Here is an 11,895-nt window from a genome sequence, read left to right on the forward strand (position 1 = left end):
GTAGATTTCAGAACGAATGAAGTAGCGCCCCCGCCAATGGCCGACAGAACACAATTCGGGTTGACCGCCGTCGACACCGTGCCCCTGCATGAGAAGGTCTATCTGGAGCTTGTGCGGGCCCTGATGTCCGGTCAGTTCACGCCTGGGCAGAAGCTGACCTCACGCAAGCTCGCCAAGGAACTTGGCACGAGCGACATGCCGGTGCGCAGCGCCTTCATGCGACTGCAGGCGCTGCGGGCGCTGAGCCCGATGCCGAACGGCAGCGTCGAGGTGCCGGTGATCTCCGCCGACCGGTTCTCGCAATTGACCGCCGTGCGAACGATCCTCGAAGGCTCGGCGACGGAGTTGGCGACAAAACGCATCAACGGCAACAATCTGCGGACGATCCGCCGCCACAGCACCGAATTGACCCTGGCGGCGCGCCAGGGCGATATCGACGACTACCTCAGGAAGAACTACGCCTTCAAATTCTCGATCTACCGCCATTGCGGCAACGAGCAGATGATCTTCCTGATCGAGACCGTGTGGATGCAGGTCGGCCCCTTCCTCAGGAATCTCGCCATGGGCTTCGAGGACGATCTCTCCTCCATCCTCGACATCGACTATCACGAGGAAGTCGTCGCGGCGATCGAGGCCCAGGATGGCGCGCGAGCCCGCGCAGCCATCGTCCGCGACATCGACGAGGGTGCGGCACACATCCTGCGGCAGGCCAGATTTCCGAAAGCAAGGAGCTAGGATTGGAGGCCCCGAAAGGTGCCTATGGTTCTTTTCACCTTGGAATTGGCTGAAGCCTCCCAACTTCGTCATCCTATGGCGGAGCAAGGAGCGAAGCGACGCGGCGCAGACCATAGGATGACGAAGTGATTGATGTTTCAGCCAATCGCCAAGGCATGCGGTCCATCAACCAAGCGACCCGTCAGGACTTCCTCGCCGACGGACCAGGGCATCGGCCCAAGAGCTCAGGGCCGATATCGCAGCTCAAATGCCCCTTGGCTTTCTGTCCTCTTGTCTCTATGTTGCGATCGCAGATCGCGCAATTGGTTTTGAAAATGCCTCCCGACATCCCGGTTAGTGACTTGAAAAAATAAGGAAAAATATCCGGTAGTAACCGGATAGGCTTCCCGAAAACTCACAAGCATTTTTTACCAGGGACAGTGCAGCCGATCAGGCTGAGGCACCTTCGAAGACCAGAGGTTTTAAATTGAGCGATGCAATTGCGGACGTTTTGAGCTGGCTTGAAAGCAGAAACGACATCCAGAGCCTGAGGGCGGCGGTGTGCGACCTCAACGGCGTCATGCGGGGAAAGCGCATCCCCGTCGAGCAGGCCCGCAAGGCGCTGGAAGGCAAGCTGCGCATGCCCTATTCGCTGATCGGGCTCGACATCTGGGGCGAGGATATCGAAGGCAACACGCTGGTTTTCTCGACCGGCGATGCCGATGGCCTCTGCCAATGGACGGGACGCGGCATCCTGCCGGTGGACTGGACGGCGCATCCGACGGCACTCGTCCCGCTCTGGCTCGCCGACGAAAACGGCGCGCCCTATCTCGGCGATCCCCGGCGGGCGCTGGCCCGTATCCTCGACCGCTACAAGGCGCTCGGCCTGACCCCGGTCGCGGCGACGGAACTGGAATTCTATCTGGTCGATCCGCAATCGCAGCGGCCGGTGGGGCCTGTCTCGCCGGTCACGGGGCGGCGCCTCGATTCCGACGCGGCGCTGTCGATCGACGAGATCGACGATTTCGAATCCTTCATTCATGACGTCTACGAGGCCTGCCGGGCGCAAGGCATTCCCGTCGACACGGCGATTGCCGAAAATGGCGTCGGCCAGTTCGAGATCAATCTGAACCATGTCGCCGACGCCTTGCGGGCGGCCGACGATGCCGTGCTGTTCAAGCGCACGGTGAAGGGCATTGCCCGCAAGCACGGCTTTGCCGCCTGCTTCATGGCAAAACCCTATGGCGATCGGGCGGGCAACGGCTTTCACGTCCATTTCAGCCTGGTCGACGCCGAGGGGCGCAACGTGTTCGACGACGGCACCGATCAGGGCTCGGAAATCATGCGCCACGCGGTCGGCGGCCTGCTGGCGGCGATGGCCGAGAGCACGCTGGTGTTCGCCCCGCACTTCAATTCCTACCGCAGGCTTCGCCCGCGCTCCTATGCACCGACCGCGGTCGCCTGGGGTTACGAGAACCGCATGGTCGCGATCCGCATTCCCGGCGGCCCGACCGGGGCGCGCCGCATCGAGCATCGCGTGTCGGGAGCGGACGCCAATCCCTATCTGGTGCTTGCGGCCATACTGGGCGCGGCATTGATCGGCATTGAAAGGCAGATGTCGCCGGGCGACCCGACAGGCAGCGACGGACAAGGCGTCGCGCCGGCCAAGCTGCCGCCGGACTGGGCCTCCGCGATCGCGACCTTCGAGAGCGGGACGCATGTGGCGGAGATTTTCCCAGCGATCCTGCGTGACTCCTTCGTTGCCTGCAAACGCCAGGAGTTGAACACGTTTGCCCTCAATGTCAGTGACTTCGAGATCGAGACCTACCTCGAGAGCGTTTAGGCTCCACGGATCATCGGCTTTGGCGCGGGCGACCTTGGGGGCTTGCGGTCAGGTCGCCAACCGGGCATAAACATGATGATTTTTGTCATGTATTATGCTCGGAGACAAACAGAAGTTGACCTTCGTTGCGCGCATGGAAAGCCGGATAGAGGGCTTTTCCGTCATCGGCGACCTGAAATGGCACCTGTGGGACGGCGTGGTTGCCGACCTCTGGGATGTCTCATGCGGCGACAGGGCCGAGGGTTACTATGTCTCTCCCGATCCCCGGCTGTTTGTCGCGCTCGACGTGGACGGCGACGGCGCCTTCTTCGTCGAAGGCGCCAAGGGTGAACTATCGCGCCACGACAGGGCCCTCTCCATCGCTTACATTCCGGCCGGGGTGCCGATCCGTGGCCGGGTCGAGGGCTTGCGCCGGATCCGGCATCTCGACCTGCATTTCGATGTGGCGACGCTGACGCGCCGCTTCGGCCGCTGCCTTGACCGCGAAGCCCTGCAGATGTCGCGCCTCCAATTCTGTGACGACCGCATCGCCATGCTGGCCGGCCTGATCGCCGCCGAATGCGGCAGCGACCAGCCTCTGCACGATCTTTATGGCGAGGGCCTGCTCAACGCTATGTTCGCAAGCCTCTTCCAGATCGATCCGCCTGGTGCCACCAGGCGTCGGTCACCGCTGTCGCGCCGCAAGCTGCGTCTGGTCACCGACTATATCGACGCGCACTGCCTGGACCGGATCCGGCTTGCCGATCTCGCCGCGCTGACCGGCCTCTCCGAAACCGCGATGAGCCATGCCTTCAAGGCGGCGACGGGCGTGCCGCCGCATCGCTGGCAGATGCAGGCGCGGATCGACAGGGCAAAGGCGATGATGGCGCATGACGCCGCCGCGCTTGCCGACATCGCCGAGGCGACCGGCTTCTTCGACCAGGCGCATCTGACGCGCATGTTCAAGTCGGTGGTCGGTGTGACGCCCGGCGCCTGGATGAAGAGCGCCGGCAGCCCGTGACATTTCCGCAACATGACGCCGCGATGTCCCTCGTTTGGACAAGAATGGACAAGCCGCCCAAATCCATCCAATGACCCGCAGATAAGTTGAGGTAAACGATCAAGTATCTCAATGACGACAGGCGGGGACTTTCCTGATGAGCAGACTTTACCGGATCAAGGCGCTTCTGGCGGGCGGCGTCGCCGCTGTCGCGATGATCCCGCCGATGGCCGCCTTCGCGCAAACAGCGCCTGCGAGCACCCAGCTTGAACCAGTGGTGGTCGAGGGCGAGGCCGGAGGCAGCGCGACCGGACCGGTCAAAGGTGTCGTCGCCAAGAAGACCACGACCGGCTCCAAGACGGCAACCGACATCAAGGACATCCCGCAATCCGTCTCGGTGGTCGGCCGCCAGGAGATCGACGATCAGGGCGCGCAGAAGGTGGATGAGGCCTTGCGTTACACCGCCGGCGTCTTCGCCCAGCCTTTCGGCCCGGACAGCGACACCAACTGGCTGTATATCCGCGGCTTCGATGCGACGGCCACCGGCACCTACATGGATGGGCTGCAGCTGTTCAGCTATGCCTTCGGCGGCTTCTATGTCGACAGTTTCGGGCTCGAGCGCATCGAGGTGCTGAAGGGGCCGGCCTCGGTGCTCTATGGCGGCAGCAACCCCGGCGGCACGGTCAACTATGTCAGCAGGCGGCCCGAGTTCGAACGCAAGCGCTATGTCGAAACCGGCGTCAACGATGCCGGCAATGTCTATCTCGGCTTCGACATTGGCGACGTGGCCAACAACGGCACGGTCAGCTACCGCATCAATGGCAAGGTCGCCGGCGGCGACACCTACAGCGACCTGCAGAACGGCTGGCGCGGCTTCATCTCGCCCAGCATCACCTGGAAGCCGGACGAAGCGACCACGCTGACCATCCTGGCCAATTACAGCCACATCGACGACAACCACAATGGCGGCAGCTTCCTGCCCTATATCGGCACGGTTGCAGACCGGATTATTGGCGGCGTGAACTACGGCCGTATCGACCCCGACGCCAATTTTACCGAGCCATCCGTCGACCTCTACAAGCGTGAACAGGGTTCGATCGGCTACGAATTCGAACACACGTTCGACAATGACTGGACCGTGCGCTCCAACACGCGCTTCACCGCCGCTGATATCAACGAGGTTAGCGTCTACCCCAATGGCTGGGTCAGCCCCACATCAACGCAACTGAACCGCATCAATTTCGGTCACGACACGGACGCCATGACATTCCTGTCTGACCTGCAGATTGAGGGCAAGGTGCAGACCGGCCCAGTCGAACACACACTGCTGGCCGGCATCGCCTACAAATATTACAACATCGATCAGGTGCAATCGTCGGCGCTCTTTGGGACGACTCCACCGATCGACGCTTTCGATCCCATCTACGGTGCGCCACTGACGCCACGCGTCAGCTATCTCAATCAAGATCTGACGCAAAAGCAGCTCGGCTTCTATACGCAGGACCAGCTGCGTTTCGGCGATGGCTGGCTGGTGACGCTGAACGGCCGCTATGACCGTGGCTGGCTCGAAGCCGACAATCGCCCGACCTTTTACTCAGCGAACTCCAGCACGGAGAGCCAAACCGTCGGTGACTTCTCCGGCCGCGCCGGGCTGGCGTACGAGTTTGCCAACGGCGTGACACCCTATGCCAGCTTCGCCACCTTCTTCAATCCGATCATCGGCACCACTGTAACCGGCGACCTGTTCAAACCGGAGACAGGCCAGCAGTGCGAAGTTGGCGTCAAATATGTGCCGACCTTTTTTGATGGCCTGTTCACAGCGTCGCTCTTCGACCTCACCCGTCAGAACGTGGCTTCGAACGTCAGCGCTTTCGCGCAAATCCAGACCGGCGAAGTGCGGTCGAGAGGCATCGAACTCGAAGGCAAGGTGAACATCACCGACGACTTCCGAGTGACCGGCGCCTTCACCGCCTATGACATCAAGATCACCAAGGACGATGACTACAACCATAGGGAAAATGGCGGGATTTCGGTAATCGGCAAGACGCCCTTCATCGTACCGGAAGTGATGGCCTCCGCTTCCGCCGATTATACATTCCGCGGCGATTGGTATGACGGCATCTCGATTGGTGGCGGCCTGCGCTATATCGGCTCCTCATGGGCCGACAACGAGAACACGGCGAAGGTGCCGGCCGTGACACTGGCCGACCTGAAACTCGGCTACGAGAAGGAGAATTGGGGCGTCGATCTCAACGTCACCAATCTGTTCAACAAGACCTATGTCGCCAGCTGCCAGACGACGCTGACCTGCTCCTACGGCGAAGGCCGCTCGTTCAAGCTGAAAGTACACACGACGTGGTAGCCACCCACTTAGTTACAGCTTGCCAAACAATCCAGTGATGCTCCATCCGCCCAACAGGCGGCAGGTGCTTGCGTTTACGAGGATCGTTCGGCTTTCAGCACCGAGACCGCCGCTTCGCTGTTGTGGACATAGTCATTGGCGTCCGGCTGCCTCTGCACCAAAAGGATGAACAACAGGTCGGTCAGCGTGAGCTGCGCGTCGCGCGCGGTGATGGAGGAGGAGCGCGCACGCTCCTCGTCGGCAATGGTGTAGAGGCGGATGTCGGCGACACGGCTCAGCGGATTGTCGTGCAGGCCGGTGACGGCGATCACCGTCGTGCCGCGCTTGCGGGCAAGCTCGGCGATGCGCAAGGTTTCGATGCTGGCGCCGGAATAGGAAAGCGCGAACAGCACGTCGCCAGGCCCAAGCGTCGAGACATTGGCCATCTGGATGTGGCTGTCGCTGTCATGCAGCACGTTGCGGCCGAGTTTCATCAGCTTGTAGGAGAAATCGCGCGCCACCAGCGAGGAGGCGCCGACTCCGACCAGATGGATGCGGCGCGCGCCATCCAGCAACTCCAGCGTCCGGGAGATGATGCGCTCGCTGTTGGCGGCGACGGTCTGCTGCATCGACAGAAGCTTGCTGCCGATCAGCTTCTTCAGGATGACCGGAAACCCATCGCCGACCTCGATCGAACCGTGGATGACGCCGGCCGGCACTTGCCAGTCCTGCGCCTTGGCCTCGCTGACGGCGAGCTTGAGCTCCTGGTAGCTGGCATAGCCGAGTTTTTGGCTGAACTTGACGACACTCGACTGGCTGCGGCCGATCTCGGCCGCAAGGGCCGCTGTCGACAGCCGCAGCATCTGGTCGGGATTGTCGACGATATACTGACCGATCTCGCGATCACCGGGCGCCATGCCGTCGAGCTTCGCATTGATCCTGTTAAGGACGGACACCGGATTCCCTCACGCTTCTCAGCCCATAAGCCGCGACCAGCGGCGCACCTGATCGAGGAATAAATTATTCCAATTTCGATTGACAGCCAAGAACGCAGAATTAATTCTCAAACTGGATAGCCGATAGCCTGGGATTCGAGACGGATCTTCCTGAGAGAAACCGGACCACCATCCGTTTCGCCATACAAGGGTTCAGCCATGGACAGATTGCGGATCGTCGGCGGACGAAGACTAGAAGGCGCGGTCACCATATCCGGCGCCAAGAACGCCGCTCTGCCACAGATCGCGGCCGCCCTGCTCAGCCCCTACCCGCTCGAACTGACCAATCTGCCAGATGTGACCGACGTCGAGAACATGCTCGGCGTGGTGCGGCTTCACGGCGCCGAGGTGACACGGTCGGCGCATGCCGCGACGATCGACACCAGTGCCGCCGTTTCCAAGGAGACGTCCTACGACACGGTGCGAAAAATGCGCGCAACGGTGCTGGTCCTGGCGCCGCTGCTTGCCCGGTTCGGCCATGCCCGGGTGTCGCTGCCCGGTGGCTGCGCGATCGGTGCGCGGCCGGTCGACATGCATGTAGCGGCACTCGCCGCACTCGGCGCCCGGATTGCCATCGAGAACGGCCTGATCGTCGCCTCGGCGCCGAACGGGCTCACAGGCACGCGCATCGTCTTGAGCTCACCGTCGGTCGGGGCAACCGAGACCGCCATGATGGCGGCGACGGCGGCCAAGGGCGAAACCGAAATCCTCAACGCGGCGCGCGAGCCGGAAGTGGCAGATCTCGCCGCTTGCCTCAACGCGATGGGCGCGCGCATCGAAGGCGCCGGCACGCATCGCATCCTGATTGCCGGCGACACCGGCTGGCATGCGGCCCGGCACGACATCATCCCGGACCGCATCGAAGCCGGCACCTATGCCATTGCCGCGGCGATCACCGGCGGCCAGCTCGAACTGACCCATGCCAGGCTCGAACACATGGCCTCGGTGGTGCAATTGCTGGAGGCCACCGGCGTCAGCGTCTGGCCGGGCGATCGCGGGCTGATCGTGTCACGCGACCGGCCGCTCAAGGCGGTCGATCTCACGACAGAACCCTATCCGGGTTTTCCGACCGATCTGCAGGCGCAGTTCATGGCGCTGATGTGTTGCGCCGAGGGCGCGTCGCTGCTGCGCGAAACCATCTTCGAGAACCGCTTCATGCATGTGCCCGAGCTGATGCGGCTTGGCGCCAACATCAAGCTGCAAGGCACCATGGCGCTGGTGCGCGGCGGCGAGAAGCTGCATGGCGCGCAGGTGATGGCCACCGACCTGCGCGCTTCGGTGTCGCTGGTGCTGGCGGCATTGGTCAGCGAAGGCGAGACCATCATCAACCGCGTCTACCACCTCGACCGCGGCTATGAGCAACTCGATCGCAAGCTGCGTCTTTGCGGCGCCGACATCGAGCGGCTGAGCGCATGAGCGGCGCGGATTATTTTCTCGGCGTCGACGGCGGCGGCACCGGCTGCCGGGCTCGCATCGAGGATGCCGAGGGAAGCGTGCTGGGACAAGGCCTGTCCGGCCCGGCGACAACCCGACTCGGCATCGACGCGGCCTGGGCCTCCATTGCCAAAGCCTTTGGCGCGGCGATCGAAGAGACAGGGTTCGGACCGACCGAGATCGCTGGGATTCGCGCCGGCATCGGCCTTGCCGGGATCGGCCGCAAGGGCGCGCTCGATGCGTTGCGGGCGATCGCGCATCCCTTTGCCAGCATCGATTTTGTCAGCGACGGCGTCGGCGCCTGCCTGGGCGCGCATTCCGGCCAGGACGGCGCCATCGTCATCGCCGGTACCGGCTCGATCGGCCTCGGCTTTGTCGAGGGGCGCGACCTGCGCGTCGGCGGCTACGGCTTTCCGATCTCGGACGAAGGCAGCGGCGCCGATCTTGGCCTGAAAGCCGTGCAACTGGCGCTGCGCGCCCATGACGGGCGGCACGAGCGGACGGCGCTGCTGGCTGAGGTGATGCAGCGCTTCGAAGGCGACCCGATGGAAGCCGTCGCCTGGATGGACCGCGCCAGCGCCACCGACTATGCGGCGCTGGCGCCAATGGTGATGCGCCATGCCGACCAGGGCGACCCGGCCGGACGGCGTATCGTGCAAAGTGCCGCCGAGCAGATCGATACGCTGGTGCGGGTGCTGTTCGAAAAAGGCGCGCCGCGCGTGACCTTGCTGGGCGGCCTCGCCAGCCCGCTCGAACCCTGGCTTTCGCCAGATGTGCGGCGCCGGCTGAAGCCCGCCGACGGTGACGCCGTGTCCGGCGCGATCATCCTTGCCAAGCGGTCGCTCTGCACACGGTAGGCGCTGCAGGATAGGAATAAAATATTCCAAATTTCTGTTGACGATGTGAATATCCAATTCTAAAAAGTTAACAAAGAAAAACTGCGATGACGGACCCAAGGTCCGTTTGCACTGGTGCCCGTTGAGCCATGCCGGGCAGCATGATTTTGAAAGCACTGGAATGACCGAACAAGGGTTGATGTCCGAGCTGGACCGGCTGGTTTCCGAAGGCCGGAACCCGAGGACTGTCGACATCGACCTGCTGCCGACCATCGATGTGCTGCGCAAGATCAATGACGAGGACAGGCTTGTTCCGGCGGCTGTCGAAAAGGTGCTGCCGGAAATCGCCGCCGCGGTCGACCGGATCGTGCTTGCCTTCCAGAAAGGCGCGCGGCTGATCTACATCGGCGCCGGCACCAGCGGCCGGCTCGGGGTCCTCGACGCCTCGGAATGCCCGCCCACTTTCGGCGTGCCTGAAGACATGGTGATCGGCCTCATCGCCGGCGGACCGGACGCCCTGGTGCGATCGACGGAAGGCGCCGAGGACGATCCGAAAATGGGCGCACGGGCGCTGCGGGAGATCGGGCTCACACCCGACGACGTCGTCGTCGGCATCGCGGTCAGCGGGCGCACGCCCTATGTCATCGGTGGGCTGAACTATGCGAAACAGGTGGGTGCCACCACTGTCGCCCTGTCCTGCAATCCGGCCTCGACCATTGCCGGCATCGCCGACATCGCCATCTCGCCGGTCGTCGGGCCTGAAGTGCTCACCGGCTCGACTAGGCTGAAGTCGGGAACCGCGCAGAAGCTGGTGCTCAACATGCTGACCACGGCCTCGATGATCCGTATCGGCAAGAGCTATGAGAACCTGATGGTCGACCTTAACCCGTCCAACAAGAAGCTGGTGGCAAGGGCGATCAGGATCGTCATGCAGACCACCGGCTGCACGGCGCAGCAGGCCAAACAGGCACTCCACCAGACAAGCAATGATGTGAAGCTGGCGATCCTGGTGACAATCACTGGCCTCGATGTCGAGGCGGCGCGAGCCGCCCTCGGCAAGGCCGGAGGCTTCCTGCGAAAGGCAATCAGCGACAAGACGGCGTGAGGCCGCATAGACTGGGCCGATACTCCGAAGCATGTGTGTCTTGGAAGCGGTCGGCAGAAACTGCAAGGCATCAAGTCAAATCATAATGGGAGACGAAAATGATAGGGCATCTCACAAGAACACTGCTGTCGGGCATCACGGTTGCCGCGATGCTCGGCGTGGCTGTGGTTTCAACACAGGCGGCAACGCTGCACATGGCCTGGTCGCAGGACGCCACCGGGCTTGACCCGCACAAGCAGACGGCGTTTTCGTCGCTGCGGCTGCTGGAACTGATTTATGAGCCGCTGGTGCGGGTCGACGCCAGCCTGCAGATCATCCCTGCCATCGCCACGTCCTGGGAGTTTTCCAAGGACGGCAAGGAACTGACCTTCAAGCTCGATCCCAAGGCGAAATTCCAGGACGGCACGGCCGTGACCTCGGCCGACGTCAAGGCCTCGTTCGAGCGCATCCTCGACGAGAAGACCGGCGCGGCCGCCCGCGCCAACTTCCTGTCGATCGCCAGCATCGACACGCCGGATGCGGCGACCGTCGTGTTCCATCTGTCGCAGCCCGATGTGCCGATCCTGACGGCGATGAGCGACGTCAATGCGGCCATCGTTCCGGCCAGCGAAATCAAGGCCGGCTCGATCGGCACCAAGGCGGTCGGCTCGGGCCCGTTCAAGCTCGACAAATGGGACCCCAACGCCAAGGAAGTCTTGAGCGCCAACAAGGACTGGGCCGGCGGCGCGACCGGTGTCGACGGCATCGAGATCAGCGTGCTGCCGGACGAAGCGGCGATCCTCGCCGCCATGCGCACCAAGCAGATCGATTTCGCGCTGCTCAACGACCCGCTGGTCGCGACACTGGTGCCGAAGGAGGCCAGCCTGCAGCTGAACCGCGTGCCGGTGCTCGCCTACCACGTGCTGCAGCTCAACCCGTCGCGCAAGCCGATGACCGAGCTCAAGGTGCGCCAGGCAATCTCCTGCGCGATCGACCGGCAAGAGGTGCTGGACACCGCTTCGCTCGGCGAAGGCAAGGTCACCGGACCGCTGACCATCCCGGCGCTGGCGACCGATCCCAGCCAGCTGTTCTGCTACAAGCGCGACGTCGAAAAGGCCAAGAAGCTGATGGCCGAGGCCGGCTTTGCCGACGGCTTTTCGGCGACCGTGATCGGCGCCACCGGCGAGCCGCCGACGGCGGCGGCGGAAGCCCAGGTCATCCAGTCGCAGCTCGCTGAAATCGGCGTCAAGCTCGACATCAAGATGATGGAGCTCAACGTCTATGTCGACGCCTGGCTGAAGGGCGATTTCGACATGGCGATCGCGCTCAACGGCGGCCGGGCCGACCCCTACACCATGTACAACCGCTACTGGACCAAGGCCGGCAATCTGCAGAAAGTGGCGAACTATATCGACGACACGCTGGACAGCCAGATGCAGCAGGGCCGCGCCGAGACCGACCCGGCGAAGCGCAAGGCGATCTTCGCCGAATTCGAGAAACACCTCGCCGAGGTGTCGCCGTGGATCTGGCTCTACACGTCCTACAGCTACACGGCCCAGCAGAAGAACATCGCCGGCTTCGTGCCGACGCCGACGGGCACGCTGTTCAGCCTGAGCAAGGTTACCATCCAGCAGTAGCCGCGCAGGCATTGGACGAGAGGACTTCTTCG

The 11,895-nt window shown here is 63.0% G+C and carries 9 protein-coding genes; 8 read left to right on the plus strand and 1 reads right to left on the minus strand.

Annotated elements, in window-relative coordinates:
- The first annotated feature begins 36 nt into the window (after positions 1-36).
- From DBIPINDM_RS07480 to DBIPINDM_RS07495, 4 genes are all read left to right on the plus strand, one after another.
- Positions 37-735, plus strand: coding sequence for a GntR family transcriptional regulator (locus tag DBIPINDM_RS07480; protein WP_258585135.1), 699 nt, complete (start codon positions 37-39; stop codon positions 733-735).
- 466 nt (positions 736-1,201) lie between these two features.
- Positions 1,202-2,557 carry a glutamine synthetase family protein gene (locus DBIPINDM_RS07485; protein WP_258585136.1) on the plus strand — a complete coding sequence of 452 codons (1,356 nt, stop codon included), beginning with the start codon at positions 1,202-1,204 and terminating at the stop codon, positions 2,555-2,557.
- A gap of 115 nt (positions 2,558-2,672) precedes the next feature.
- Positions 2,673-3,557, plus strand: coding sequence for a helix-turn-helix domain-containing protein (locus tag DBIPINDM_RS07490; RefSeq protein WP_258585137.1), 885 nt, complete (start codon positions 2,673-2,675; stop codon positions 3,555-3,557).
- Between the two features lie 136 nt (positions 3,558-3,693).
- Complete coding sequence (locus tag DBIPINDM_RS07495) at positions 3,694-5,898, plus strand: TonB-dependent siderophore receptor (protein WP_258585138.1); 2,205 nt, start codon at positions 3,694-3,696, stop codon at positions 5,896-5,898.
- 74 nt (positions 5,899-5,972) lie between these two features.
- On the opposite strand, the gene DBIPINDM_RS07500 is transcribed toward DBIPINDM_RS07495, so the two are convergent.
- On the minus strand, positions 5,973-6,833 hold the full coding sequence (locus DBIPINDM_RS07500) for a MurR/RpiR family transcriptional regulator (RefSeq protein WP_258585139.1): 861 nt from the start codon (positions 6,831-6,833) through the stop codon (positions 5,973-5,975).
- A gap of 198 nt (positions 6,834-7,031) precedes the next feature.
- Here DBIPINDM_RS07500 and murA point away from each other — a divergent pair, with 198 nt between their 5' ends.
- From murA to DBIPINDM_RS07520, 4 genes are all read left to right on the plus strand, one after another.
- Positions 7,032-8,288: a UDP-N-acetylglucosamine 1-carboxyvinyltransferase gene (gene murA / locus DBIPINDM_RS07505; protein ID WP_258585140.1), complete on the plus strand. Its 1,257-nt coding sequence runs from the start codon at positions 7,032-7,034 to the stop codon at positions 8,286-8,288.
- On the plus strand, positions 8,285-9,163 hold the full coding sequence (locus DBIPINDM_RS07510; RefSeq protein WP_258585141.1) for an N-acetylglucosamine kinase: 879 nt from the start codon (positions 8,285-8,287) through the stop codon (positions 9,161-9,163). The genes murA and DBIPINDM_RS07510 overlap by 4 nt, the downstream gene beginning before the upstream one ends.
- A 160-nt stretch (positions 9,164-9,323) precedes the next feature.
- Positions 9,324-10,247: an N-acetylmuramic acid 6-phosphate etherase gene (gene murQ, locus DBIPINDM_RS07515; RefSeq protein ID WP_258585142.1), complete on the plus strand. Its 924-nt coding sequence runs from the start codon at positions 9,324-9,326 to the stop codon at positions 10,245-10,247.
- 98 nt (positions 10,248-10,345) lie between these two features.
- The gene (locus tag DBIPINDM_RS07520) at positions 10,346-11,863 is read left to right on the plus strand and encodes an ABC transporter substrate-binding protein (RefSeq protein WP_258585143.1); all 1,518 of its coding nucleotides are present in this window, start codon (positions 10,346-10,348) and stop codon (positions 11,861-11,863) included.
- Positions 11,864-11,895 lie beyond the last annotated feature (32 nt).

This window comes from Mesorhizobium sp. AR02, from assembly GCF_024746835.1.
Taxonomy (GTDB): domain Bacteria; phylum Pseudomonadota; class Alphaproteobacteria; order Rhizobiales; family Rhizobiaceae; genus Mesorhizobium.

Excerpts from the sequence above, each read along its gene's own strand:
- murA (WP_258585140.1), top strand. The coding sequence starts at position 7,032 with ATGGACAGATTGCGGATCGTCGGCGGACGAAGACTAGAAGGCGCGGTC.
- murQ (WP_258585142.1), top strand. The coding sequence starts at position 9,324 with ATGACCGAACAAGGGTTGATGTCCGAGCTGGACCGGCTGGTTTCCGAA.
- DBIPINDM_RS07520 (WP_258585143.1), top strand. The coding sequence starts at position 10,346 with ATGATAGGGCATCTCACAAGAACACTGCTGTCGGGCATCACGGTTGCC.
- DBIPINDM_RS07495 (WP_258585138.1), top strand. The coding sequence starts at position 3,694 with ATGAGCAGACTTTACCGGATCAAGGCGCTTCTGGCGGGCGGCGTCGCC.
- DBIPINDM_RS07480 (WP_258585135.1), top strand. The coding sequence starts at position 37 with ATGGCCGACAGAACACAATTCGGGTTGACCGCCGTCGACACCGTGCCC.
- DBIPINDM_RS07510 (WP_258585141.1), top strand. The coding sequence starts at position 8,285 with ATGAGCGGCGCGGATTATTTTCTCGGCGTCGACGGCGGCGGCACCGGC.